Source organism: Hymenobacter miniatus (assembly GCF_016427455.1).
Classification (GTDB): Bacteria; Bacteroidota; Bacteroidia; order Cytophagales; family Hymenobacteraceae; genus Hymenobacter; species Hymenobacter armeniacus.
The window spans coordinates 47,986-74,276 of record NZ_JAELXR010000006.1; the positions used below are offsets into that span (position 1 = coordinate 47,986).

At 61.4% G+C, this 26,291-nt stretch carries 21 protein-coding genes; 15 read left to right on the forward strand and 6 right to left on the reverse strand.

The annotated features are described in order from the left end of the window. Positions 1-12 precede the first annotated feature (12 nt). From JAO73_RS10980 to JAO73_RS10995, 4 genes are all read left to right on the forward strand, one after another. The gene (locus JAO73_RS10980; protein ID WP_198977095.1) at positions 13-1,203 is read left to right on the forward strand and encodes an ATP-grasp domain-containing protein; all 1,191 of its coding nucleotides are present in this window, start codon (positions 13-15) and stop codon (positions 1,201-1,203) included. A gap of 91 nt (positions 1,204-1,294) precedes the next feature. Beyond that, on the forward strand, positions 1,295-1,822 hold the full coding sequence (locus JAO73_RS23500; RefSeq protein ID WP_190924622.1) for a YkvA family protein: 528 nt from the start codon (positions 1,295-1,297) through the stop codon (positions 1,820-1,822). 113 nt (positions 1,823-1,935) lie between these two features. Then, a complete protein-coding gene (locus JAO73_RS10990) occupies positions 1,936-2,235 on the forward strand; it encodes a hypothetical protein (RefSeq protein ID WP_190924620.1) in 300 nt (99 codons plus the stop codon). Between the two features lie 45 nt (positions 2,236-2,280). Beyond that, complete coding sequence (locus JAO73_RS10995; protein WP_198977096.1) at positions 2,281-3,153, forward strand: DUF1571 domain-containing protein; 873 nt, start codon at positions 2,281-2,283, stop codon at positions 3,151-3,153. A 155-nt stretch (positions 3,154-3,308) separates the two neighbouring features. Here the strand turns inward: JAO73_RS10995 and JAO73_RS11000 are convergent, their stop codons facing one another. After that, positions 3,309-4,181, reverse strand: coding sequence for an SDR family oxidoreductase (locus tag JAO73_RS11000; RefSeq protein ID WP_233169150.1), 873 nt, complete (start codon positions 4,179-4,181; stop codon positions 3,309-3,311). Positions 4,182-4,355: 174 nt separating this feature from the next. On the opposite strand from JAO73_RS11000, the gene JAO73_RS11005 reads away from it, so the two are divergent. From JAO73_RS11005 to JAO73_RS11015, 3 genes are all read left to right on the forward strand, one after another. Then, on the forward strand, positions 4,356-5,234 hold the full coding sequence (locus JAO73_RS11005) for a Rossmann-fold NAD(P)-binding domain-containing protein (protein WP_198977097.1): 879 nt from the start codon (positions 4,356-4,358) through the stop codon (positions 5,232-5,234). Positions 5,235-5,297: 63 nt separating this feature from the next. After that, positions 5,298-6,569, forward strand: a complete 1,272-nt coding sequence (locus JAO73_RS11010) for a BaiN/RdsA family NAD(P)/FAD-dependent oxidoreductase (RefSeq protein ID WP_198977307.1) — start codon at positions 5,298-5,300, stop codon at positions 6,567-6,569. Positions 6,570-6,667: 98 nt separating this feature from the next. After that, positions 6,668-7,114, forward strand: a complete 447-nt coding sequence (locus tag JAO73_RS11015; RefSeq protein WP_198977098.1) for a PA2169 family four-helix-bundle protein — start codon at positions 6,668-6,670, stop codon at positions 7,112-7,114. A 136-nt stretch (positions 7,115-7,250) separates the two neighbouring features. On the opposite strand, the gene JAO73_RS11020 is transcribed toward JAO73_RS11015, so the two are convergent. Both JAO73_RS11020 and JAO73_RS11025 read right to left on the reverse strand, forming a co-directional pair. Next, positions 7,251-9,254: a DEAD/DEAH box helicase gene (locus JAO73_RS11020; RefSeq protein ID WP_198977099.1), complete on the reverse strand. Its 2,004-nt coding sequence runs from the start codon at positions 9,252-9,254 to the stop codon at positions 7,251-7,253. A 429-nt stretch (positions 9,255-9,683) separates the two neighbouring features. Then, a complete protein-coding gene (locus JAO73_RS11025; RefSeq protein ID WP_068239330.1) occupies positions 9,684-9,878 on the reverse strand; it encodes a cold-shock protein in 195 nt (64 codons plus the stop codon). A gap of 311 nt (positions 9,879-10,189) precedes the next feature. Between JAO73_RS11025 and JAO73_RS11030 the strand changes: the two genes are divergently transcribed. The 4 genes from JAO73_RS11030 (at position 10,190) to JAO73_RS11045 (ending at position 16,592) form a co-directional block, all read left to right on the forward strand. Next, the gene (locus tag JAO73_RS11030; protein WP_198977100.1) at positions 10,190-10,606 is read left to right on the forward strand and encodes an acyl-CoA thioesterase; all 417 of its coding nucleotides are present in this window, start codon (positions 10,190-10,192) and stop codon (positions 10,604-10,606) included. Between the two features lie 523 nt (positions 10,607-11,129). Beyond that, positions 11,130-14,549 carry a UvrD-helicase domain-containing protein gene (locus JAO73_RS11035; protein ID WP_198977101.1) on the forward strand — a complete coding sequence of 1,140 codons (3,420 nt, stop codon included), beginning with the start codon at positions 11,130-11,132 and terminating at the stop codon, positions 14,547-14,549. A 24-nt stretch (positions 14,550-14,573) separates the two neighbouring features. Beyond that, on the forward strand, positions 14,574-15,134 hold the full coding sequence (locus tag JAO73_RS11040) for a hypothetical protein (RefSeq protein WP_198977102.1): 561 nt from the start codon (positions 14,574-14,576) through the stop codon (positions 15,132-15,134). A gap of 141 nt (positions 15,135-15,275) precedes the next feature. Beyond that, positions 15,276-16,592 (forward strand): leucine-rich repeat-containing protein kinase family protein, encoded by a 1,317-nt coding sequence (locus JAO73_RS11045; protein WP_198977103.1) that lies wholly within the window; start codon positions 15,276-15,278, stop codon positions 16,590-16,592. Positions 16,593-16,601: 9 nt separating this feature from the next. On the opposite strand, the gene JAO73_RS11050 is transcribed toward JAO73_RS11045, so the two are convergent. Further along, positions 16,602-17,528: an alpha/beta hydrolase gene (locus JAO73_RS11050; RefSeq protein WP_198977104.1), complete on the reverse strand. Its 927-nt coding sequence runs from the start codon at positions 17,526-17,528 to the stop codon at positions 16,602-16,604. Positions 17,529-17,668: 140 nt separating this feature from the next. On the opposite strand from JAO73_RS11050, the gene JAO73_RS11055 reads away from it, so the two are divergent. Both JAO73_RS11055 and JAO73_RS11060 read left to right on the forward strand, forming a co-directional pair. Continuing rightward, positions 17,669-18,490 carry a transporter gene (locus tag JAO73_RS11055; protein WP_198977105.1) on the forward strand — a complete coding sequence of 274 codons (822 nt, stop codon included), beginning with the start codon at positions 17,669-17,671 and terminating at the stop codon, positions 18,488-18,490. 95 nt (positions 18,491-18,585) lie between these two features. Then, positions 18,586-19,038: an META domain-containing protein gene (locus JAO73_RS11060; protein ID WP_198977106.1), complete on the forward strand. Its 453-nt coding sequence runs from the start codon at positions 18,586-18,588 to the stop codon at positions 19,036-19,038. Between the two features lie 49 nt (positions 19,039-19,087). Here JAO73_RS11060 and JAO73_RS11065 read toward each other — a convergent pair whose 3' ends face one another. Both JAO73_RS11065 and JAO73_RS11070 read right to left on the reverse strand, forming a co-directional pair. Beyond that, complete coding sequence (locus JAO73_RS11065; protein ID WP_198977107.1) at positions 19,088-20,440, reverse strand: M20/M25/M40 family metallo-hydrolase; 1,353 nt, start codon at positions 20,438-20,440, stop codon at positions 19,088-19,090. A gap of 4 nt (positions 20,441-20,444) precedes the next feature. Continuing rightward, the gene (locus tag JAO73_RS11070; protein ID WP_198977108.1) at positions 20,445-23,885 is read right to left on the reverse strand and encodes a pyruvate carboxylase; all 3,441 of its coding nucleotides are present in this window, start codon (positions 23,883-23,885) and stop codon (positions 20,445-20,447) included. Positions 23,886-24,087: 202 nt separating this feature from the next. Between JAO73_RS11070 and JAO73_RS11075 the strand changes: the two genes are divergently transcribed. Next, on the forward strand, positions 24,088-24,804 hold the full coding sequence (locus tag JAO73_RS11075) for an SDR family NAD(P)-dependent oxidoreductase (RefSeq protein ID WP_198977109.1): 717 nt from the start codon (positions 24,088-24,090) through the stop codon (positions 24,802-24,804). Positions 24,805-24,874: 70 nt separating this feature from the next. Then, the gene (locus JAO73_RS11080; protein WP_198977110.1) at positions 24,875-26,200 is read left to right on the forward strand and encodes a cryptochrome/photolyase family protein; all 1,326 of its coding nucleotides are present in this window, start codon (positions 24,875-24,877) and stop codon (positions 26,198-26,200) included. Positions 26,201-26,291: the final 91 nt, after the last annotated feature.

Below are 26,291 nucleotides of genomic sequence, written 5' to 3' on the forward strand. Positions count from 1 at the left end.
CTGCCTCCGCTCATGATTCCGGAACCCCGCCACGCCTTCAATGCCGCTTTCAGCCCGGCCCGCTACCAGGAAATGCTTGCCGACATCGAGCAGCAATTGCCCGGCCAACTGGATTTCCGCGTGGCCGAAACGCCGGTTTTTGTGCCGGCTGGCTTGCGCGACAAGCTGATTGCGGCCGGCGAAAGCATCATCCAGGTCATTGAGCGGCCCGACTTTAAGGGCCTAACCGAGGCGGCCATCCCGCCGCACCAGCGCGTGCCCAATGAGGATGCGCGGCCCGAATTTCTGACATTTGACTTCGCGGTGTGCCGCGACGCCAACGGTGAGTTGGAGCCGCAGCTGATTGAGATGCAGGGATTTCCGTCGTTGTACGCGTTTCAGTCGTGGCTGCCCGGCGTGTTTGCGCGCCACTTCCCCATTCCAGATTCGGTGACGCCGTTTTTGGGCGTGGCCGATTTTGAGGCGTACCAGCAGCGCATGCGGGACTTCATTCTGGCCGACCAGCCCGCCGAAAACGTGATTTTGCTGGAGCTGTTTCCCGAAAAGCAAAAAACCCGCGTCGACTTTGCGCTCACCCACAAGCTGTGGGGCATCGAGGCGGTGTGCCTCACCCGCCTACGCCGGCGCGGGCGGCAGCTGTTTTATGAGAAAGACGGGCGGGAAATTCGGATTACGCGCATTTACAACCGCGTCATTTTCGATGAATTGGCGCGCTACCCGGAAGTAAACCCGGAGTTTCACCTCACTGAAGACGTGGACGTAGCCTGGGTGGGGCACCCCAACTGGTTTTTCCGCATCAGCAAGTTTACGCTGCCGCTGCTGCAGGGCCCCTTTGTGCCGCCAAGCTACTTTTTGCACGAGCTGCAGGAATACCCGGCCGACCTCGAAAATTATGTGCTGAAGCCCTTGTTTTCATTTGCCGGAGCCGGGGTGCGTCTGCATTTCACCGCGGCCGAGTTGGATGCGCTGCCCGACAAGCAGCACTATTTGCTGCAGCGCAAGGTGACGTACGAGCCCGTGGTGCAATCGCCCGACGGCCTAGTGAAGTGCGAAATCCGCCTGCTCTACATCTGGCCCGTGGGCGAACCCCGCCCCCAGCTGCTCACCGGCCTGAGCCGCCTGAGCCGGGGTGAGATGATTGGCGTCGATTTCAACAAAGACAAGGACTGGGTGGGCGGCACCACGCCGCTGTTTGCCCGCTAGCGCCCGCGGCCGGGCACGGAGTTTGACTACGGCCAAACAACGCCGGCTGAACCTTGCGCGTAAAGTCAGCCTCACCCCCACCACTTTACTCATGTCATCACTTTCCGAAAAAGGGCTGAAGCTTTCCAAAAACGTCATCTTCAACGTCTTCATTGCGCGGGCCACCAAGCTGCTGGGCCGTCCGTTCAAAGTTGTCACGGTGCTCAACGAAGCCGCCGACAAGCTGGCGGACCAAAAAAGCCACACCAACAAGTTTCGCCAGCTTTTCGACGTCGCCCTCACGCTGGTGCGCCTCGTGCGCAGCTACATCAGCGGCGAATACCGCGAGATTTCCACCAGCACCATCATTTCGGGCCTGGCCGTGCTGCTGTACGTGTTGTCGCCCATCGACCTGGTTCCCGACTTTATTCCCGTGGTCGGCTTCCTCGACGACCTGAGCCTCGTGAGCTGGTTCGTGGGCAAGTTCCAGGTCGAAATCACCAAGTACCGCGAGTGGGAAGCCACCGCCCGGGGCCAAGCCGAGGGCACCGAACCGACCCTGGCCCAGCCCGACGCTGCAGCCGAACCGGCCAAAGGCGACGCCGCGCTGCCCAGCGTAGCCGAGTTGGGTCATTCGTAGGGTCCGGCAGGCTTACCGAGCGCTCCCGGCTACCGGGCTACCATATTTTCCTGCGCGCGTAGCGTCTCTTAGCCGGATGCGCTACCTTTCCGGCCTTCCAGCTTCTTTTCTTTATGCCCACGTTTGTCGTTTCCCTTCGGTTGCCGGAAACTTTCGATGAGGAATTTATCTCACTCATTCCGAGCCACCGGGCCTTCATCAACCAGCTACTGAGCGAGAAGATTGTGGAAGTATACGCCATCAGCAGCGACCGCAGCCGGGGCTGGGTAACCATGCACGGCGACGATGCCGCCGCAGTGCGCGCCGTGGTGGAACAATTTCCGCTGTTTCATTTTCTGGAAGGCGTGGAAATCGACGAGCTGTTTATTTTCGACAGCACCGCTTCGCGCTTCCCGCATATCAGCCTAAACTAAGCCATTGGCTCATCCTAGAGCTGCATTTATCTGTTTTTATACCCTATGAGGCCCTTTTTGACTGGTTCGGTTTTTACTTTTCGCCTGGCCGGTGTGGCCGGCGCGCTGGCTGCCGTGACGGTGGCCGCCACCAGCCCGCCGCCCGCCATCACCACCGAGCAGCTGACCACCCGCATGAGCGCGGCCATCGAAGGCCTGAAATACTTGCGTTGCACGGTGAAAGCCCAGGAGCGCATTGGGGGCAACATCAACCAGGCGCGCAGCATCATGAAGCTGACCTACAAGCCGCTGCGCATCTACATCAAAAACCAGAAAGGCGTGGAAGTGCTGTGGCTGCAGGGCCAGAACGACGGCGATGCCTGGGTGTACCCCGCCAGCTTTCCCTACGTGACCCTCAGCCTGGACCCCAACGGCAAGCTGATGCGCAGCAACCAGCACCACACGGCCCTGCAAGCCGGTTTCGGCACTATTTCGGACCTGCTGCGCACCACCGGGCTGCGGCAGGACAACTCCTATAGTCGTTCGTTCCGCTACGTGGGCGACACCACTCTGCAGGGCCGCACCGGCTACGTGCTGCGCTCCGACTATCCCCAATTCCGGTACGTGAGCTACAAAGCCGGCAAAAACGAAACCATCGAGACGGTGGCCGAACGGTTTGGCTGCGGCGCCTACCGCGTGGTGGAGCGCAACAACCTGAGCATTGGCGAGAAAATACCCGAAGGCAAAGTGCTGCAAGTGCCCAATGCCTACGGCCGCCGCACGGTGCTCTGCGTCGACCCCAAGACTTATCTGCCCATGCTCGTGCAGGTCAACGACGACAAAGGCCTATTCGAACGGTTCGAGTTTCAGGACGTGGTGCCCAACCAGCCCATCCCGCTCGAAGAATTTTCGAAGGAGTATAAAGGGTATAAATTCTGAACCGCGGATTCGGACGGATTTTTCGGATTGCCCGGATTTTGTGCACGTTTATTATCTGACGTAAACCAAAAAGGCTTGCCAAACGGCAAGCCTTTTTGATGATTATCCGTTAGCTGGGGTCGCCAAAATCCGGGCATTTCATCTCAATTCATGGTTTAGCGGCGCATGGTCTTTTCGATTTGGTCCCACATGGCGGGCGTCAGCATTTCCAGCTTGTTGAATTCACCGGCGCCGTTGAGCCACTCGCCCCCATCGATGGTCACCACTTCCCCGTTCACATAGGCTGAGAAATCCGACACCAGGTAAGCGGCCAGGTTGGCCAGCTCCTGGTACTGGCCCACGCGTTTGAGCGGCACGCTGGCCGCCGGGTCGAGTTTGCTGGCCAGGGGCTCGGGGAACAGGCGGCTCCAGGCGCCTTCCGTCGGGAACGGGCCGGGTGCAATGGCATTGGAGCGAATGCCGTACTTGGCCCACTCCACCGCCAGCGAGCGGGTGATGGCGAGCACGCCCGCCTTGGCCGCTGCCGAGGGCACCACAAAGGCCGAGCCCACCGAGGCATACGTCGTCACGATGTTGAGAATGGTACCGGGCTTCTGGTCGGCAATCCAGCGCTTGCCCACGGCCAGCGTGCAATTGTAGGTGCCGCGTAGCACAATGTCCACAATCACGTCGAAGGCTTTGTGCGACAGGCGCTCCGTGGGGCTGATGAAGTTGCCGGCCGCATTGTTCAGCAGCACGTCGACGCCGCCAAACTCCTGCACGGTGCGCTCCAGCATGGCTTCCACCTCGTCGTACTTGCGCACGTCGCAGGCCACGGCCAGCACCTTGCCGCCGGTTTGCTGGCGCAGCTCCTCGGCGGTTTTTTCCAGCACCTCAAGCTTGCGGCTGCTGATGGTGACGTTGGCCCCCAGCTGCAGGAAATAGGTGGTCATGGCCCGGCCCAGGCCAGTGCCGCCGCCGGTCACGATGATGGTTTTGCCGGCCAGCGCGTTGTCGCGCAGCATGGGTTGCGTGTAGGGAGTGTTCATGCAAGTGAATAAAAATGGGTGGGAAGCGCGGGCGTGTCCGCCACCCGAAGGTACTAGGCCCCGACCATCTACCCGCAACCGGAAGACGCCGTCCCATTTCACCTGTTAAATATAGTATTACGTATTTTTTTTCGCAACTTCGGGCCATCAGGCCAAATTAATTGTTGAGGTTACATGACAAGTTCCAATTCCGGGGGCTCCGCGAGCACGACATCTGGAGCGGAACACCCCACCGTATTAGTGCTGGGCTGCGGCTGGCTGGGCCTGTCCCTGGCCCGCGCCCTGGCCGCCGCCGGCCACGTGGTGCTGGGCACCACCACCACCCCCGAAAACCTGGCCGGCATGGAGGCCGCTGGCATACAGTCGCATCTGCTTCGCCTGGGCGCTGATTTTAATGCTCCGGCCGAAGCCCTGCTCCTGCGCCTGCTGGGCGCGGCCGATGTGCTGGTGCTGAACGTACCACCCCGGGCCGCCCCCGCCGGCGCCTATCCCTCGCTGCTGCGGCCGGTGCACCGGGCCGTGGCCGCCGCCGGCACGCGCCACGTGCTGTTTGTGAGCTCCACCAGCGTGTATCCGAACGAGCCGCGCCTGATGCGCGAAGCCGACGCCCTCAGCACCCGCGACGCGGCTTCCGATGTGCTGCGCGCCGAGGGCCACTTCGTGCCCCGCTATGGGCAATGGAAAAGCACGGTGGTGCGTCTGGGGGGCCTCATGGGCCCCGACCGCGCCCCCGGCCGCTTTCTGGCGGGCCGCCGCGAGCTCGAACAAGGCAACGCGCCCGTTAACCTGGTGCACCTTACCGACGTGGTGGGGGTGCTCTCGGCCATCATCCGGCACGGCGTGTGGGGTCACACCTTCAATGTGTGCGCCGAACAACACCCAACCCGTCGTGATTTTTACCCGGCCGCGGCGCGCTACCTCAAGCTGGAAGCCCCCACCTTCAAAGACGAAAAGGGCGTGAGCGGCAAAACCATCGACAGCAGCCTGGTGCGCTCGTTGGTGCCTTATACGTTTCAGCACGACGACGTGCTGGCCGCCTTGGAGCACTGCTAACCGGTGGCCCAAGCAGGCCCGCTGTACCTTTGCGCGGTGAAAACCGATGCTACCCCTCCCCTGATGGCCGTGCTGGGCGGCGGCGCGGCCGGCTTCTTTGGTGCCATTGCCTGTGCCGAAGCCAACCCGCACGCGCGGGTGCTGCTGCTGGAAAAAACCGGCAAGCTGCTGAGCAAAGTGCGCGTGTCGGGCGGTGGGCGCTGCAACGTCACGCACGCCTGCGAAACCGCGGCCCAGCTCGTAGCGCACTATCCGCGCGGCAGCAAGCAGCTCAAAAGCGCTTTTCAGCGCTTTGGTGTGGCCGACACCATTGCCTGGTTTGCCCGGCGCGGGGTGGCGCTGAAGACCGAGGCCGACGGCCGCATGTTCCCCACCACCGATTCGAGTGAAACCATTGCCCGCGCCCTGGAAGAAGCTGCCCGCCGGGCCGGCGTACAGATACTGACCAATACCAGCGCCGACGACATTCAGCCCCTGCCCACGGGCGGCTTACGCCTGCGGCTGAGTGGCACCGGCGCGGCCGGGCTAGGCCCCACGCTGCACGCCCATCAGGTGCTCATTGCCACCGGCGGCAACCCCAAAAGCGCCAATTATGACTGGCTGCGTCACCTGGGCCACCGCATTGCCGAACCGGTGCCGTCGCTCTTCACCTTCAACGTGCCGGAGTCGCCGCTGCAGGAGCTTATGGGCGTGAGTGTGCCGCAGGCCCGCGTGGTGCTGGCCGGCGAAAAGCTGCAATACGAAGGCCCGCTGCTGGTGACGCACTGGGGCGTGAGCGGGCCGGCGGTGCTCAAGCTCTCGGCCTGGGGCGCCCGCCGGCTCAGCGAGTTGGGCTACGTGGGCACGGCCCTGATTAACTGGATTCCCGCGCACACCGAAGAAACGCTGCGGCCCTGGCTGCAGCAGTTCCGGCAGGAAAACGGGAGGAAAACCGTGGCATCCAACCCCCAGTTTGGCTTGCCCCAGCGCCTCTGGCGCAACCTTACCGAGCAAGCCGGCATTGCGCCCGACACCCGGTGGAGCGACCTCCCGGCCAAAGCCCAAAACCGCCTGCTGGAGCTGCTGCTGCGCTCGCCCCTAGCCGTGCGGGGCAAAACCACTTATAAAGAAGAGTTTGTGACCTGTGGCGGCGTGGTGCTCGACGAAGTCGACCTGAAAACCATGGAAAGTCGCCGCGTGCCCGGCCTGTATTTCGCGGGCGAAGTGCTCGACATCGACGGCATCACGGGCGGCTTCAACTTTCAGGCGGCCTGGACAACCGGATTCCTGGCCGGCCAGGCCATGGCGGCACATGAGAAAGAGGACACGAAGAATTTCGATGCCAAGGTTCGGTAACCCGTTCGCTCCTTCTTCATTGCGCGCAGCGTCTGTAACCTTCCCGTAGGTGAGGCAGTAAACGGAGCATACTTTCCAACTTACTTTTCTCTTTCCCAATGGAAGCCAAAGCCACCACCGCCCTCCTCAACGAACTGGTTGAAACCCTTAAAGATGGCCAGAAAGGCTACGCCGACGCCATGACCGACGTGGAGGACAGCAGCCTGAAAGACACGTTCAAGAAATACGCCGCCCAGCGCGCCAGCTACATCACCGAAATCGAGGACCAGATGTTCAAGCTGGACCTCAAGCCCGATGAAAGCTCGTCGATAACCGGCACCGTGCACCGCGCCTGGATTGACCTGAAATCGGCCCTCACCAGCAAAGACAACAAAGCTGTGCTCAACGAGTGCGAGCGCGGCGAAGACTACGCCGTGAAGGCCTACCAAACCGCCCTTAAAGCCCAGGACCTGCCCAGCAACCTGAAATCGGTTATCGAAAAGCAGTACCAAGGTGTGCAGGAAGCTCACAACACCATCAAGGCCCTGCGCGATTCGTCCAAATAGGCTCTTTCTTCTTAACTGTTAAGGCAACAAAAAAGCCGCCCAATGGGCGGCTTTTTTGTCTTCTAACCTTCTTCTAATCTATTCACACACAATCGTCACCTAATCTGGTTAACCCAGGTAATCAGCCTATTAGCGGCTATTCGTCGAAGCTCTCGTTGCGGGGAGTACGGGGCGTGCGCGGGGTTTCGTACTCGCGCGGCGTGCCGTAGCTGGGCTTGTTGCCGTAGCTGGGACGGTCACCGTAGCTCGGGCGGTTGCCGTAGCCCGACTTACCGGTGCCGCCTTCGCGGCGGTCGCCGTAGCTGGGACGGTTGCCGTAGCTGCTGCCGCCGTCGCGGTTGCCTTTGTAGCCACCGCCGTAGCCGCCTTCGCGGCGCTCGCCGCCGCCGAAGCTGCCACCGCCGCGGTTGCCGCCTTTGTAGCCACCGCCGTAGCCGCCCTCACGGCGCTCACCGCCATTGAAGGGACGACGCTCCCGGTCGCCACCGAAACCGCCGGGACCGCCGCGGCTGAAACCTTCTTCCTTGGCGGCGCCTTCCTGCACGGGAGTAGCAACGCTAAAGCTCACCGGCGAACCCTGGATGCTAGTGCGGCCCAGCTTGCTCACGATTTCGTCGGCAAATTCCGACGGCACTTCCACAAAGCTGAACTTGTCGTAGAGGGCAATATCGCCCACTTTGGCACCGGTTAGGTTGGTCGATTCCGAAATCAGGTCCACGATATCGCGGGGGTGAATCCGGTCTTTCTTGCCCATGGTCACGAAGAGGCGGGTGTAGCCGGGACGAGCCGAGCCGGCGGCCTTGCTGGCGTCGAGGCTCTGCTGAGCGCTCTTGTCCTCCTTCATGGTCATCTTGAGGAGCGCCGCGGCGATGTCGAGCGAGGTGATTTCCTCGCCCTGGTCGAGCAGGCGCTGCACGCGGCCCACATACTTGTCGAGGTTGCCTTTCTCGATGATTTCCTTAATCTGGTTCAGGAACAGCGTGGTTTTCACCTCCGACACGTCGGCAAACGACGGTACCTGCGCCAATTTGATGTCGGCCTTAGTGAAGCGCATGATGTCGCGCAGCTTATAAATGTCGCGGCCGCTCACAAACGTGAAGGCTTTGCCCGACTTGCCGGCGCGGCCCGTGCGGCCGATGCGGTGCACGTAGTATTCCTCGTCGGCAGGCAGGTCGTAGTTCACTACGGCTTCCACGTTGTCCACGTCGATGCCACGGGCGGCCACGTCGGTGGCCACCAGCACTTCCAGCGTCGATTTACGGAATTTATCGAGCGTGTTCTGGCGCTGCTGCTGGCCCATGTCGCCGTGCAGGCCTTCGGCGAAGTAGCCTTTGGCTTGCAGGTCGGCCACGATTTCGTCCACCATGCGCTTGGTGTTGGCGAAAACGATGGTCGACTTCAGGTTGTACATGTCGAGCAAACGAGTCAGCACGTCCTTTTTCTGGGGGCCGCGCACCTCGTAGTAGCTCTGCTCGATGTTGGTCACCGTCATCGTCTTGTGGTTCACCTTCACAATCTGCGGCTCGCGCTGATATTTCTTGGTGAGCTCCATGATGGGCTTGCTCATCGTAGCCGAGAAGAACACCGTCTGGCGGTCTTCGGGCATCTTGGTCAAGATGAACTCGATGTCGTCGCGGAAGCCCATGTCGAGCATTTCGTCGGCTTCATCCAGAATAATCTTGGTGGTTTTGTCGAGGCGTAGGGTGCCGCGTTCGATGTGGTCCATCACCCGGCCGGGCGTGCCGATTACAATTTGCACGCCGCGCTCCAGGGCGCGAAGCTGACGGTCGTAGGGGCTGCCACCGTAAATGGGCACCACCATCAGGCCGCGCTTGTATTTGCCCAGCTTCTGGATTTCGCCCGACACCTGCACCGCGAGCTCGCGGGTGGGGCAGAGCACCAATACCTGCACGTCTTTGCTCTCGGTATCGATGTTGTCGATGGCGGGAATCGAGAAAGCGGCGGTTTTGCCAGTACCCGTCTGGGCTTGGCCGATAACGTCTTTGCCAGCGAGCAGCACGGGAATGGCAGCGGCCTGAATGGCCGAGGCTTCCTCGTAGCCCATCTCGGTGATGGCGCGTTGTACTTCCTCGGAGAGGTTCAGTTCGTCAAAGCGAACTACAATTTTTTCAGCTTCCATGAATGTGGAATTGGTAAGGGGTAAGAGACTCGCTCCGAAAACAGCCGTACTCAGCGACGTTTCCCCTCCTTCTACCTTTTCACAATCAGGCGGGAAAAAACAACCAAAAAACTACGCGACCAATGCGTTAGCGCCACTCTCGGGCTTGCGCGGACTTAGGCCGTCCTCAAATGCGGGTGCAAAGGTACGGGTTTTATTTTGGAAAAGCTAGGGCGTGGTGAATAAGAATTTGATAGAAAGTCATGCTGAGCGAAGCCGAAGCATCTCGCGTGTGGTAGTAATCAATCGTCGAAAAAGGATTAGTGATGGCACGCGAGATGCTTCGACTTCGCTCAGCATGACGTTCCCGTTGTTCGGGCACCGTTCTGCTGAACACAAAAAAAAGCCCACCAAAGGCGGGCTTTCTTAGATTGCAAAGCTTGAGCTGAATTAAACCAGCGATACTTTTACTGCGTTCGGGCCTTTTTTGCCTTGAGCTACTTCGTATTGAACTTTGTCGTTTTCGCGAATCGAGCTAACCTGGAGGTCGCTGATGTGAACGAAGATGTCTTCGCCAGTTTCGTCGTTTTTGATGAAACCAAAACCTTTGGTGTCATTAAAGAATTTTACCGTTCCGGTGGGCATGGTGGTTGGTTGTGGAGTTTCCCTAAGCGTTTGGGCCACCGTGGCTTGGTTTCTTAGGTTGCGTCAAAGATAGGCAGAATTTCCAAATGACCAAGTCCATAGATATTTTTTTCAATGGCTTGGAACGCTAGCGGAGAAGGTCTTGCCCTATGATGCTGGGGGCGCCAGGGGGCACAGCCCCGTGGTTCGGCTACATGGAATTGAAAGTAATGGCTTCACTCGCGCATTGCCTCGCTGCGCCCGGTATGACGTTCTTTTGTGTCTTGCGCGCTGCTTTATTTCCGCCTTCTCCCTTTTCTTACCTCTTACCCATGCCCGACGCGCCCTCCCACGCCTTCTCGCACGAATTTCAGGTACCGGCCAGCGCCATTGATGCGCTGGGCCATGCCAATAATGTGGAGTACGTCCGCTGGGTGCAGGACGTGGCCGGCGCACATTGGCTAAGCATCTGCCCGCCTGAGTTGCGCGACCAGATTATTTGGGTGGTGCGCGAGCACCGCATCCGCTACCTGCAATCGGCCTTCTCGGGCGAGACGCTGCGGGCCACCACCTGGGTGGGCGAAACCAGCGGGGCCACGTCGCTGCGCTACACCCGCCTCAGCCGCGTGAGCGACGGCGTGCTGCTGTGCGAGGCGGAAACGACCTGGGTGCTGCTCGACCCCAACAGCGGCCGGCCGGTGCGGGTGACGGCGGAGATGGTGGGTTGGCTGACAAACGACGTGACTTAATCTACTTTTTCTTTTACTCAACTTCTCAGAATAGTAGGATGCTTTCTTGAGCTCACTTTCTCTGTAGATACTTGTTCTGGAACATAAACCCGCATAGAAATAGCGCACGCTGTCATTACTAGTTCTGCTTGAAAAAGAGCAAGATTTGGCGTACACTAAATACGATTTACCTTCTTGAAACATTATGCCACAATCGGCGCCCCCACTTCCTGTTGCTACAACTACGGTATCAGAATGTACCAGACCCTTTCCTTTGGCTTGCACCAATAGAGTAACCAACTTTCCAACCATTGAAATGCCTTGCCATCTCAGGTAATCCACTCGCTTTACAGATAGAACTTTACCGCCAAAAACAATATCTGAATTACTCACTGCATCTTTTACACTTGCCTTGCCACTACAAGAACACGCAAACGAACTATTGGCAGTAAGTAGCAGAGCAAGAATTACAGCTATTGTCTGAGAGTATTTCATTCGCTTTATCTGGTTTTGCAAGTTGATGCTCGAATCAAACAAAGTACATATGCCTCCCTCCTTCCGCATCTACTCCTCTTCGGCCGGCTCGGGCAAGACGTACCAATTAACGAAAGAATACCTGCTGCTGGCGCTGGGCGCCGACGACCCGGCGTATTTCAAGCGCGTGCTGGCCATTACGTTTACCAACGACGCGGCGGGGGAAATGAAGGAGCGCATTGTGGGGGCGCTACGGCGCTTTGCGTACCCGGAAAGCGGTAAGGCCGACGGGCTGCTGACCGACATCGCGGCCGAGCTGAAGCTGCCGGAAACGGAGGTGCGGCGGCGGGCAGCCGAGACCTTCCGGCTGGTGCTGTACCACTACGCCGATTTTGGGGTGAGCACGATTGACTCGTTTGTGCAGCGGATTGTGACGGCGTTTACTCGGGAGCTGGGCTTGCCGGCCACGTTTGAGGTGGAGCTGGACACGGATGCGGTGCTGCAAAGCGCCGTGGCCGCGCTGCTCGACAAGGTGAACCGCGACCCCAACAGCCGGCTGCTTTCCCAAACGCTGGCCGAATACGCGCTGGGGCAGGCCGACGAGGGCAAAAGCTGGAGCCGGCTGCCCGAGGAGCTGGCGGGCTTCGGGCGGGCGCTGTTTAACGAGACAGTGCAGGAGGCGGTGACGCAGCTGGGCCGGCTGACGCTGGCCGATTTCCGGCGGCTGGATAAGCAGATTCGGGCGAAGCGGGCGGAGATTGAAGCGGCCTTTGCCCAGACGCGGGAGGCGGCGCTGGCGGTGCTGGAGCAGGCCGGCGTAGCGGAGGGCGACTTTTTCCAGGGCAAGCGCGGCATTTTTGGGTACGTGCAGAAGGGCGTGGACTTGCTGGCCCCGGAGGCCGGGCCGAACAGCTACGTGGCCGCCACGCTCAGCGACGACAAGTGGTACAGCGGCAAAATCAAAACCGAGGCCGACCGCGCCCGCGTAGACGCGGTGAAGGAGCCGCTGCGGGCGGTGGTGGCGGCCGTGGAGCAGCTGCGCGAGGCGTATTTGTCGAGCTACGTGCTGCTGGCGGCCATGCAGCCGTACCTGTTTCATGCCTCGCTGCTGAGCGAATTGAACAAGGTGGTGGAGCAAATCAGCCGGGAGCGCAACGTGGTGCTGATTTCGGAGTTTAACCGGCGCATTGCCAGCATCGTGCTCACCGAGCCGGTGCCGTTTTTATACGAGCGGCTGGGCGAGCGGTACGAGCACATCCTGATTGACGAGTTCCAGGACACGTCGGTGCTGCAATGGAACAACCTGCTGCCGCTGGTGGAGAACACGCTGGCCAACGGCCACAGCAGCCTGGCGGTGGGCGATGCCAAGCAGGCCATCTACCGCTGGCGCGGGGGCGAGATGGAGCAGATTCTGCGCCTGCACCAGAACAACACCGCCGCCCTGGTGGCGCGGGCCCGCGAGCCCGAGATGCGCGAGCTGCTGCGGCTGCGCTACGAAACCCTCGACCCCGTGCTCGAACCCAAAGCCCTGCAGGTGAACTACCGCTCGGCCCGCGAAATCGTGGACTTCAACAACGCCTTTTTCAAAGCGGTGAGCGACCGGCACGCCACGCTGGGGTTGGTGGCGGGCATATTCGACAACCACTTTGGGCAGCAGGTGCCCGAGTCGCAGAGCACCGCCCAGCAGGGCCACGTCGAGCTGCTGTTCACCCAAAAAGACGCCCCGGCCCTGCGCTACGGCGCCGCCACTGGCGCCTACACGCCTGAGGCCCTCCCCGGTCACCTGCCCGAGGCGGTGCTGGGCTACGACGAAAGCACCTGCTACCTCACCCTGCAGTTGGTGGAGCAGGCCCTGGCCGAGGGCTACGAGTTGGAAGACATTGCGGTGCTGTGCCGCACCCGCTACGCCAGTAAAATCATTGCCAAGTTCCTGAAAGAGCGGGGCTACCCCATCATTTCGGCCGACTCGCTGGCGCTGGAATTTGCCGAGGTGGTGAACCTGCTGGTGAGCATCCTGCGGGTGCTGCACCAGCCGGCCGATACGCTGGCGCGGGCCGAAGCCCTGCTGCTCGTGGACAAAGTGGTGCGCGGGCTGGCCCCCACCCCGGCCCGCGCCCGGCACATTGCCGAGGTGGCCAACGCGGCCGGCGGCCACTCGTTTTTCGACGAGCTGCGGGCGTTGGGCTACGACGTGCGCGAGACGGAAACCGGCAACCTGGGCCTCTACGAGCTGGCCGAGCGGCTGCTCAACCTCTTCGGCCTGCTGGGGCGCAACGGGGAGAGCGACTACCTGTTCCGCTTCCTCGATTTGACGCTGGAATACAGCCTGCGCTTCGGCAACAACCTGGGCAATTTCCTCACCTACTGGGAGGAGCGCAAGGGGCGCATCAGCATTAATGCGCCGGGCGGGCGGGCGGCCATCACCATCACCACGGTGCACAAGGCCAAGGGCTTGGCGTATGGCGTGGTCATCGTGCCGTTTGCCGACTGGAGCCTGGAGCCGCACCGGGGCACCCTGCTCTGGGGCCACCTGGAGCCCGACGAAAAGCCCCTCGAAAACATGCCCGAAGTAGCAGTGGTGAGCCTGCAAAAAGGCATTCAGCAAACGGCGCTGGCGGCCCAATACGACGAGGAGCGCGAGAAAACCTTCCTCGAAGGGCTCAACACGCTGTACGTGGCCTTCACCCGGCCGCGCCACCGCCTCTACGTCATCAGCAAAAAGCCTGCGGCAGTTGGTAGTTCTTCGTTGTCAGTTGGTAGTTCGAAGGAAGGCAAAGAGCCGCAGGGCAGCGCCTCTCCAGCTCGTAATGTCGCCGACCTGTTGCACGGCTATTTAGAAGAGCGCGGCGAGTGGCAAGATGAGCAGGTGTCTTTTGTGGTTTCTAAAGGCACCCCGGCCGCTCGGAAAAAATCTGACAACGGACAACTAACAACGAACAACTACGAGCTAACCAACCTGGCCGCCGCGCCCTGGGAAGACCGCCTCAAGCTGCGCCGGCACGCCACCACGCTCTTCGATTTTGACGAGCAAAAAGAGCAGGGCGAGTGGAACCGCAAGCTGCACTTCGGCCTGCGCCGCCTGCTCACGGCCGCCGACGTGGGCCGCGTGGCCAGCCAGCTCGTGGCCGAGGGCATCCTCAGCGCCCGCGAACGGCCCCGGCTCGTCGACAGCCTCGAACGGCTGGTGCTCGACCCGCGCCTGGCCCCCTACTTCGCCCCGCACCTGAGCGTGGAAACGGAGCGCGAAATCCTGGTGGGCGGCGTGAAGCTGCGCGACTACAAGCCCGACCGCATCGTGCTCGAACCCTCCCTAGAAGAACACCACCGCCTCGGCGGCCGGGTCACGCTGCTCGATTTCCGCCTGCCCCCGCCGCAGGAGAAACACCGGCGCCTGCTGCGGAACTACGCCACGCTATTTGAGCAGTTGGGGTACGCGGAGGTGAAGGGCCTTATTTATTATTTCGGCACGGGGGAAGTGGTAGAAGTGTGAGAAATCAAAATAAAACCTCAACTGATGAGAAAATTATTGACGCTAAATGCACTTGTAATCATTGCTTCACTAACCGCCGGAATATATGGCAGTTTGCATGACCAGATTACCTATACAATCTCGCCAGAATATTACACAAAATTCAAATTCATCCAATTCGATTTTGTTGTAATGGGCAACGAGGCTATTCTTCCAAACCCAAGATTATACGTTGCATTCGTAGGTTTTTTAGCTACTTGGTGGATGGGAACAATATTGGGCTTCATTTTAAGCTTGGTTAATTTAATTCAGCCCGATTGGAAGACGATGCTTACCGTTGCAATTAGGGCTTTTTTTGTTACGATGCTTGTTGCTTTTACAACTGGAATTATTGGCCTTATTTACGGCCACTTTTTTCTTGCTAAAAATCCTAAAGACGCTTTCGAAAATTGGTTTATTCCGAATAATGTGATTGATTTCACAAACTACATAAGCGTTGGGTCCATGCATAATTTCAGTTATTTAGGCGGAGTAATCGGCTTAGTTGCTGGGATTATATACAGTCTGCGGCAAAAGCAGGAACGTTCAGAATTGGCTACATTTTAGTTTCTCCTCCCCGCCAAACCGACGCCTGAACATTGCGCCCATCCTCGCCACAGGCGCTGCTCCAGGCCGATGAGGCGCCCTGGTGGAGCCCAAGGGTCACTTTTTCATCGTGAACGCCTCTATCGGGCGACCTTTGTCCCGATGCATACCCTTCACCAACTCCGCACCGGACAGCTCCGGGGTCTAAAACGCCTCGACCTGGCTGCCGGCCTCACAGAGTTCCCCCGCGAGATTTTTGACCTCGCCGACACGCTGGAAGTACTCAACCTCACCGGCAACGCGCTGTCCTCCCTTCCCGACGACCTGGGCCGCCTGCGCCACCTGCAGGTATTATTCTGTTCTAACAACCGCTTCACCGAAGTGCCGGCCGTGCTGGGCCAGTGCCCGCAGCTGCAAATGGTGGGCTTTAAGTCCAACCAGATTCGAACGCTGCCGGCGGCCGCCCTACCGCCGGCCCTGCGCTGGCTCATTCTCACCGATAATCAACTGGAGGCGTTGCCCGAGGAAATCGGCAACTGCCAGAAGTTGCAAAAGCTGATGCTGGCCGGCAACCGCCTCACGGCGCTGCCCGAAACCCTGGCTCGGTGCACCAAGCTGGAGTTGCTACGACTTGCCGCCAACCGCCTGACCGAGCTGCCGACGTGGCTGCTGGCCTTGCCGCGCCTGGCGTGGCTGGCCTACGCAGGCAATCCGGCTTCGGCCGAACTTGAGCGGGCCGCCGAGCAAAACCAGCCCATTGGCCCCATCAACTGGGATTCGCTGACGCTCACGGAGCAGCTGGGCGAAGGCGCGTCGGGGGTCATTTCACGGGCTTGGTGGCAGCACCCCAACACCGCCGCCACCGAAGTGGCCGTGAAGCTTTTTAAAGGCGCCGTTACCAGCGACGGCCTGCCGCACTGCGAGATGCTGGCTTGCCTCAAAGCCGGCGCCCACCCCAATTTAATTGCCGTGGAAGGCAAAGTGCACCGCCACCCGGCGGGCGCCGAAGGCCTGGTCCTGGAACTCATCGACGAGTCGTTCGGCAACCTGGCCGGGCCGCCCAGCCTGGCCACCTGCACCCGCGACGTGTACGCGCCCAGCACCCGGTTTTCGCTGGAAACGGCGCTCAGCATTGCCCGTGGCATTGCCGCTGCCGCCGGGCATTTGCACGACAAAGGCATCCTGCACGGCGATTTGTACGCCCACAACGTGCTGACTACCACCGACGGCAATGCGCTGCTGGGCGACTTTGGAGCGGCCAGCTTCTTCGCACCCGACGGCGAGGCCGCCCCTGTCCTGCAGCGGCTGGAAGTACGCGCCTTTGGCTGCCTGCTGCAGGAATTATTGGCGCATTGCCCCGAAGCGGAAGGCTCCCCGCAGGCAACAAGACTCCAGCAGCTCCAGCACCAATGCCAGCGGCCTGACGTGGCCGCTCGGCCCTGTTTTGGCGAGATTCAGCAGGTGCTGGCTGGCTTGTAGCAACGCCCCCTATTTATTCAGCCAGCCATTGGCGTCCAACCAGTTGCGCAGGCGGTCGGTCCAGAGGTCTTTGGTGGTTTTGTTGTTGAGACCGAAGCCGTGGCCACCTTTGGGATAAAGGTGCAGCTCGGCGGGCACGCCGTGGCGCAGGCAGGCCTGGTAGAATACGATGCTGTTGTTGACGGGCACGGTTTTGTCGTCCTGGGCGTGCACGAGGAAGGTGGGCGGCGTTTGGGCCGTCACCTGCAGCTCGTTGGAATACTGGCGAATTTGCTCCGGCGTAGGCGTTTTGCCCAGCAGATTATCCCGCGAGCCGCCGTGTTTGAGCGTGTCGCTGAAGCTGATGACGGGATACATCAGCACCAGAAACGCCGGCCGCACCGATACCGGACCGGGCTTGTCTCCCACCGGCCGCGCAAACTGCGTGCCCGCCCAGGCCGCCAGGTGCCCGCCCGCCGAAAAGCCCATCAGGCCGATGCGCTCGGGGTTGAGGCTGTACTTGGCGGCTTGCTGGCGCACCAGGCGCAGGGCCTGCTGGGCATCGAGCAAGGGCGCGATGGATTTGTCGGGCTGGCTTTGGTCGTTGGGCAGGCGGTATTTGAGCACGAAAGCCGTGACGCCCATTTCGTTGAGGCGCTTGGCCACGTCGTAGCCTTCGCTGTCGATGGACAGGCGTGCGTAGCCGCCGCCGGGGCAAATGACGACGGCCGTGCCATTGGCCGTGCCCGCCGGCGGCACAAAAACCGTGAGGTTGGGCTGCACCACGTTGGAGATGCGCACCCCGCCGTTGGCCAACGTGAGGCTGGTTTCTTGCACCGCGCTGGGCTTGGAATTGGGAATGGTGCCGGTGTAGAGCGGGAGAGTTTGCTGGGCACGGAGGTGGCCTGCAGAAGTAGCGGCGAGGGCTAATATGCCGAGGATAAAGTACTTTTTCATAAGCAGGACAATTGTACGCAGAAAAATATTTTATGGCCAAGGAGTGGCACAATATGAAATCGCAGTAGAACTTTTCAAATAAATTCTCAGAAAACGCAACCCAAAATGAACCATGCCGTAGCGGGGCGGGTCTGGGGAACATGCGAAAGACCACTCTGCTGGCCGCCGCCGCCCTGCTGGGCAGCCCCGGCCTCACCCTGGCCCAAAACACCGCCGAGGAAAACAACCCCAATGTGGATGCCCCCTTCGTGCGGAACATTCGCGCCGACCGTCCCGGCCAAACCATCACCGCCCAAGTATTGCAGCCCGGCCGCTTTCAGCTCGAAACGGGCTTTCAGCGGCAGTTTGGCGGCAGCAGCTTGGCCCAGAGCCTAAGCGCGGCCACGCTGCGCATCGGTTTTTTCAATAGCATGGAGCTGCGCGTGACGCAGGGCTACCGCCACAACGGCCCGCTCTCCGCCACCGAGGCCGGCCTAGTGGAGGCCCGGGGCTACGCGCCCACGGTCATCGGCACCAAGCTCATGATTTCGCCCAACTACGACACCCGCACCCAAGTGGCCATCATGGTGGAATCGGCGGTGCCGGGCACGGGCAGTGCGGCCCTGCGGGCCACCACCTGGGCCCCCGCCGGGCGCCTGCTGGTGAGCGAGCAACTCGGCGAGCGGTTTGGCCTGGAAGGCAACTTTGGCTTTAGCCAGCCCGGCATCACGACGGCCGACATCAGCAAAGGCCAGTTCCTCGGCTCGCTGGCCCTCAACGGCCCGCTGAGCCAGAAAGCCGGCTTTTTTGTGGAAGCATTCGGCTACGGCCGCAGCGGCCTCAACACGGGCACCACGGCGGGCCTCTACATTCGCCCCGTGCCTGCCATGCGCCTCGACGTGACGGCCGGGCAGGTATTGGGCGGCACGGCGGCCGGAACCACCACGGTGGGCGCCGGCCTCACGTTCAAAGTGGGCAACTAGCGCAAGCTCATCCTTAGCACCGCCAACATTCAGCAAAAGCCTGCGTACTCACGCAGGCTTTTTGCGTTTGGAAAGTCCTTCAATTGCGTTCCGCTATGCGTTTCTCCGTTCTGATTCTGGCCCTGCTAGCCGCCGGCTGCAATACCCGCCCCACCCAGGAAACCGCGGCAACGGCCCCATCGGCCCCCACCACGCCCCGCGCCCCGCTGCGCGAAACCCACTGGGTGCTGCGGCAGTTGGCCGGCAAGCCCATTTCGGTGCCCGCCAATACTCGTGAGCCCTACCTCACGCTCCGCGCCGACGGCACCGCCGAGGGCAACGGCAGCTGCAACCGCTTTCGGGGCAGCTTCTTTAGCGAAACCGAGCGGGAGCTGAAATTCAGCCCGCTGATGAGCACGCGCATGAGCTGCCCGGCCATCGACACCGAAAACGCCTTCACCGGGGCCCTGGCCAAGGCCAACAGCTACGAAATCAGCGGCGACACCCTGCGGGTGCTGGACTCCAGCGGCGCGGCCGTGGCCCGGCTGGAAGCGGTATATCTGAAGTAGAAGTAGGTGAATGGGCGAATAGATGATGAACTCCCCATTCGCCCATTGCCTATTTCCGGTCGTCCGTCAGCGGGGGGATGCGGCTGGGGGTTTGGCGGCCGGCCACGATACCGCTGGCACTCTGCGCAATGGCCTGAATGACGGCCGTCATGTTGGTCAGGTCGAGGGTTTCCACTTCGTCGTCGACGGAGTGGTAGAGGCCGTCGGTCGGAATCTGGTCGGTGCTGATGGTGTGGGCCGGCACGCCTAGGCGGGCCAGGGTGGCGTTGTCGGACCGATAAAACAGGTTTTGCTCGGGGTACGGGTCGGGCTCGAAGCGAAATTTGCTGCCCGTGAGGTTGTCTTGCAGCAGCTTGCCGAAATCGGACCTCTCGTAGCCCGTGATAAAGGCCGTATTGGGGCCGAATTTGGCTTCTTTGCCAATCATCTCGATATTGAACATGGCCGTCACCTGCGCGGGGTCGAGCTGACGGGAGAAGAACTGCGAGCCGAAACCGCCCACCTCCTCTGCAGCGAAGGCCACGAAGATGAGCGGGCGGGCGTTGTCGTTGCGCTTCTTGAAGTATTCGGCCAGGGCCACCACGGCCGTGGTCCCGCTGGCGTCGTCGTCGGCGCCGTTGGCAATGGAGTCGCCGGCAGCCGTGGGCTTGAGAATGCCCAGGTGGTCGTAGTGGCCCGAAAACACCACGTTTTCTTTGGCGCGCTTGGGGTCGCGGCCGGGCAGTTGGCCCACAATGTTGCGCAGCTCCACGGGCACCACCACGGCGTTGGCACTGATGCGGTAGGTGAGCGTGGCCGGGCGGGCGCCCAGCACAAACACCGTGGCGAAGGGCTTGGGCGGCTCGGCGCTAGTGGTGCCCCGGCCCAGGTAGCCCTGCAGCTGGCGGAAAGCCTTGGTCTGGGCCGTGTCGACAAACACCAGCGTGTTGGCCGTGGGGTTGAGGTAGCCAAACAGCTTGCGGTGCTCAACGGGCTCGGCGCCAATGACGGCCACCGTGGGCGGCTGCGCATCTTCGCTCGACCAGTTGATGGCGGGCTGGCCAGAAACGGCCACTACCTGCGCGGGCCCCAGGGCTTGCCCATTGATGAAGGCCCCCACCGGGCCAGTCTGGCTCTGGTACACGGTGAGCTTCTGCTCGAAGCCCGCCTGGCCCGCCAACGGCTTCAGGCCAATGCGCTTAAACTCGCCGGCCAAAAAATCGGCGGCGCGCTGGCCCCCGGGCTGGCCCGTGCCGCGGCCTTGCATGTCGTCGGCGGCCAGGGTTTGCACCACGCGCGTCACGGTGGCGCCGGAAACGGCAACGGCTTTGGCAACCGGCTTGGCAGCGGGTTTGGCGGCTTTTTTCTGCGCGGCGGCGGGCAAGGCAGCCAGCATGCCGCCCAGCAAAAGAATTTTGTTCATCGGGTTAGTTTAGGGTCAGCACCAAGTCATCGGCAGCCACGCGGGTGCCTTCGTGCAAAACTATGTCGGCCACGGTCAGGTCCTGCGGGGCGGTGATGGTGGTTTCCATCTTCATGGCCTCGATGACGAAGAGCGGCGTGTTTTTGGTGGCCGTCTGGCCGGGCTTCACCAGCACTTTGCTGAGCATGCCCTGGAGCGGGGCGCCCAGCTGGCGCGGGTTGGCTTTGTCGGCCTTGGCGTTGCTGATTTTGGTGACGGCCACCGACTGGTCGCGCACCTGCAGGTTGCGGGTCTGGCCGTTGAGGGTGAAGAAGATGGTGCGGCAGCCTTCCTCGTTCAGCGTGCCCACCGACTCCAGGCGCACGATGACGGACTTGCCGCGCGCGATTTCAATAATGGTTTCTTCGCCCGGCTTCAGGCCGTAGAAGAACACCGAGGTAGGCACCTTGCTCACGTTGCCGAATTTCTGGCGGTGCGCCCAGTATTCCTCAAACACCTTGGGATAGAGCAGCGACGACAGCAAATCGGTGAACTTGGCGCCGGGGAATTTCTCCTGAAAAGCTGTCCACTCCTGGTCGAAGTCGATGGGCGCGAGGTGCTCGTTGGGCCGGTCGGTGAAGGGCGTTTCGTTCTTCAGAATAAGCTTCTGCAGCTCCTGAGGCCAGCCGCCTTCGGGCTGGCCGATGTCGCCGCGGAACAGCTCGCGCACCGACTCGGGGAAGTTCAGGCCCTCCCCGCGTTCCATCACGTCCTGGGGCGTGAGGTTGTTCGACACCATGAACAACGCCATGTCGCCGACCACCTTGCTGCTCGGCGTCACCTTCACGATGTCGCCGAACATCTGGTTCACGTCGGCAAAGCGCTGCTTCACTTCCTCAAACTTATCGATGAGGCCCAGCGAAGCCGCCTGCGGGCGCAGGTTGGAGTACTGCCCGCCCGGAATCTCGTGCTGAAACACCTCAGAAGTGCCCGCCTTCAGGCCCGACTCGAAGGGGTAGTACATCTCGCGCACGGCCTCCCAGTAGTTGCTGAATTCGTTGAGCGAGGGCTGGTCGAACTCGCGGTGGCGCGGCGTGCCCCGGAACATTTCCACCACCGAGTTGAAGTTGGGCTGCGAAGTGAGCCCCGACAGCGAGCCAATGGCCACGTCGATGACGTTGACGCCGGCCTCCACGGCCTTGGCGTAGGTGGCGGGCTGCAGCGACGACGTGTCGTGCGTGTGCAGGTGGATGGGCAGCTTCACCGTATCGCGCAGGCCCTGAATGAGCTCAGTGGCAGCGTAAGGCTTCAGCAGGCCAGCCATGTCCTTGATGCACAAGATGTGGGCGCCGGCGTCTTCGAGCTGCTTGGCCAGCCGGAGGTAGTAGTCGAGGGTGTATTTGGTGCGCTTGGGGTCCAGAATGTCGCCGGTGTAGCAGATGCTGGCTTCAGCCAGCCGGTCGGTTTTGTTGCGCACAAAGCCGATACAGGCTTCCATGCCCTTCATCCAGTTCAGCGAGTCGAAAATGCGGAAGATGTCGACGCCGGTTTCGGCCGCCTGCTGCACAAACCGCTCGGTGAGGTTGTCCGGGTAGGCCTTGTAGCCCACGCCGTTGGCCCCGCGAATGAGCATTTGGAGCAGGATGTTCGGAATGGCTTCGCGGAGCTTGGCCAGGCGCTCCCAGGGGTCTTCGTGCAGGAAGCGCAGGGCCACGTCGAAGGTGGCGCCGCCCCACACTTCCAGGCTGAAGGTCTGGGGGTGCATCTGGGCGTAGGCGCGGGCCACTTTCAGCATGTCCCAGGTGCGCATGCGGGTGGCCAGCAGGCTCTGGTGGGCGTCGCGCAGGGTGGTGTCGGTGTAGTGCACCAGCGGCTCGTCGCGCAGCCATTGGGCAAAGCCTTCGGGGCCCAGCTCGTGCAGCTTCTGCTTGGTGCCGGGCGCGGGCGCCTCGTGGCCCGAGTGCGGAATGTGCGGCCGGCGCGGGTTGGCGCGCGGGTCGAGCAGGTTTTTCACGTCGGGGTTGCCGTTCACCACCGTTTCGCCGACAAAGCCCAGCAGGCGGGTGGCGCGGTCGCGCCGGGTTTCGAACTTGAACAGTTCGGGGTGGTCTTTGATGAAGTCGACGGTGGCGTGACCGGTCTGAAACTCCTCGTTGCCGACGATATTCTTCAGGAACTGAATGTTGGTTTGCACGCCGCGCACGCGGAATTCGTCGAGCGCGCGCAGCATTTTCTGGGCCGCGGCGTGCAGCGTCGAGGCGTGGGCCGACACCTTCACGAGCATGGAGTCGAAAAACGGCGACACCACCACCCCCTGATACACCGAGCCCTCGTCGAGGCGAATGCCGAAGCCGCCCGCCTGCCGGTAGGCCACAATGGTGCCGTAGTCGGGCTTGAAGTCGTTTTCGGGGTTTTCGGTGGTCACGCGGCATTGCATGGCAAAACCGGCGCGCAAGGGCTTCACGTCGGGCCCGAGGCCGATTTCGGGGTCGCTGAGCTTGTAATCGGCCGCGATGAAAATCTGGGTTTTGATGAGGTCGATGCCCGTAATCATCTCGGTCACGGTGTGCTCCACCTGGATGCGCGGGTTCACCTCAATGAAGTAGATGCGGTCGTGCTCGGGGTTCACCAGGAATTCCACGGTGCCCACGTTGTCGTAGCCCACGGCCCGCCCGATGCGCAGGGCGTACTCGTACAAGAGGTGGCGCTGGTGGTCGGGCAGGTTCATGGCCGGGGCCACTTCCACCACTTTCTGAAAGCGGCGCTGCACCGAGCAGTCGCGCTCGTAGAGGTGCACGAGGTTGCCGTGGTGGTCGCCCACCAGCTGCACTTCGATGTGCTTGGGCTTCTCCACGAACTTCTCCAGAAACACGGTGTCGTCGCCGAAGGCGTTCAGGGCCTCGTTGCGGGCTTCAAAAAAGCCCTTCTCCAGCTGCTCGTCGTCGCGGATGACGCGCATGCCGCGCCCGCCGCCGCCGGCCGCCGCCTTCAGCATCACGGGGTAGCCGATGCGGTTGGCCTCGGTTTTGGCGGTGGCGAAGTCGACCAGCTCGGCCTCGCTGCTCTCAATCTGGGGCACCTGGCACTGCTGGGCCACTTCCTTGGCGCGCACCTTGTCGCCGAGGGCTTCCATCACCTCGGGGCGCGGGCCCACGAAAATGATGCCTTCCTCGGCGCAGCGGCGCGAGAGCGTGGCGTTTTCGGACAGGAAGCCGTAGCCGGGGTGAATGGCGTTGGCCCCGTTTTCCTTGGCCACCCGCAGGATGCTCTCGATGTCGAGATAAGGCTTCAGGGGCTCGTCGTCGCGGCCTATCTGGTAGGCCTCGTCGGCTTTGTAGCGGTGCAGCGAGTACCGGTCCTCATAGGTGTACACGGCCACCGTGGGGATGTTGAGCTCGGTGGCGGCGCGCATGACGCGAATGGCAATTTCGCCGCGATTGGCGACCAGGAGTTTAGTTATGTTCATATGCGAGTAGTGGGATAAACGCGCTTACGGCGAAACTACGCCAAAGGCTGCTACCAACCTGCGTTTCCCCATTTTTTCCAGCGAAATTTCGCTAGAAGAGAATCTTCGGCAAACGTTTGCATTTTCATTCGGCAGCCTTTCCGCCGAAACTTTCGCCCTGATACAGGGTTAGCAAGGCATTCGCACAGCTAAGCTTTCCCGCATGGATTTTACGGACAAAAACATTCTGCTCATCGGCGCCTCGTCGGGCATTGGCCTGGCCACGGCCCGGCTTCTGCGCTCCCTCCACGTCAACTTATTCACGGCCTCGCGCCACCTTTCGCCGGAGCTGGCCGAGTTGGGCACCACCCACATAACCTACGACGCTACCCAGCCCGTGGGCACCGCCTTCGATGCCCTGCCCGACGTGCTGCACGGCGTGGCCTACTTCCCCGGCAGCATCAAACTGCGGCCGTTTGAGCGCATCCCGACCGATGATTTCCAGGCCGATTTCGACCTGAACGTGCTGGGCGCCGTGCGCGTCATCCAGGCCACCATCAAACGCCTGAAAAAAGCCGAGGGCACCGCTTCCATCGTGCTGTTCAGCACCGTGGCGGCAGATACGGGCATGAGTTTTCACACCAGCATTGCCACGGCCAAAGCCGCCGTGGAAGGCCTGACCCGCGCCCTAGCCGCCGAGTACGCCGCCAGCGGCGTGCGCGTGAACTGCATCGCGCCCTCGCTCACCAATACGCCCCTGGCCGCCGCCCTGCTCAACTCGCCCGAAAAAGTGGAGGCCGGCGGCAAGCGCCACCCCCTGCAGCGCATCGGCCAGCCCGAGGACCTGGCCTACACCGCCTCCTTCCTGCTTTCCGACCACAGCTCGTTCGTGACCGGCCAGGTGCTGGCCGTGGATGGCGGCATGAGTAAATTGAAATAGGTAAAAAACGTCATGCAGAGCGCAGCGCAGCATCACGTTCTGCTTTGCATAGATAACCCAACTTACCAACATGAAAGTCTGCCTTTTCTGGCACCGGCGCGACCTGCGCATTCACGACAACGTGGGCCTGGCGGCCGCGCTGGCCAGCGGCCTGCCGGTGTTGCCGCTGTTCATTTACGACCGCGACATTCTCGACCATCTGCCCAACAAGGCCGATGCCCGCCTCACCTTCATTTATGATGAAGTAGAGAAGCTGGCGCACGAAACCGAGGCTGCCGGCGGCACCTTTCTGGCGCGCTACGGCCAGCCGCTGGCGGTGCTGGCGCAACTGGTCAAGGACTTCGACGTCGCGGCCGTGTACACTAACGAAGACTACGAGCCCTACGCCACCGAGCGCGACACGGCCGTGGCCAAGATGCTGAAGAAGCACGGCGCCGAGTTCCACGCCTATAAGGACCAGGTCATCTTCGCCAAGGATGAAATCATGACCAAATCGGGCACCGTGCCCAAGGTGTTCGGGGCTTACCTGAAGGCCTACACGGCCAAGCTGACCCATGAGCTGCTGGCTCCTTCCGATTCTAGGCAGCAGTTCAAAAAAGCCAACTTGCACCACGTGCCGGCCGACCAAGCTGGCCGGCGCCCCACGCTTGCCAGCATGGGGTTTGAGCGCAAGGAGCAGTATTTCCCGCCGGTGAAGCTGCCGGCTGAAGGCGTGGTGCGCAACTATCACAAAACGCGCGACACGCCCGCCGATGAGCACGGCAGCACGCGCGAGTCGCTGAACCTGCGCTTCGGCACGCTGAGCGTGCGCGAGGTGATGAAGCAGGCCAAAGAGCTGAACCCGAAGCTACTGGCCGAAATCATCTGGCGCGATTTCTTCATGATGCTGCTCTGGCACTTCCCCAACACCGCCACCGAGAGCTACGACCCCAAGATGCGGAAGATTCCCTACCGCAACAACGAAGATGAGTTTCGGGCCTGGTGCGAGGGCCGCACCGGCTACCCGCTGGTGGACGCCGGCATGCGCCAGCTCAACGAAACCGGCTACCTGCCCAACCGCGTGCGCATGACCGTGGCCGGCTTTCTGGTGAAGCACTTATTCATCGACTGGCGGTGGGGCGAGCGGTATTTCGCCGACAAGCTGCTCGACTACGACATGGGCAACAACGTGGGCAACTGGCAGTGGATGGCCGGCACCGGCGCCATCTCGGCCCCGTGGTTCCGGGTGTACAGCCCCGAAAGCCAGCAGGCGCAGGTCGACCCCCAGATGAAATACATCAAAAAATGGGTGCCGGAAGTGGGCACGGCGAAATATCCCAAACCGATTGTGGACCACAAGTTTGGGCGCGAGCGGGCCGTGGAGGCCATTCGGGCGGCGCGCATTGCAGCCTCGTAGCGTGTACCCTGCGAGTCCGCGCTTTGCAGAATGGTCGCATGGGCCAGACTCGCAGAGTCCACGCTGCAATCCGAACCTCCCGCCTACTCAA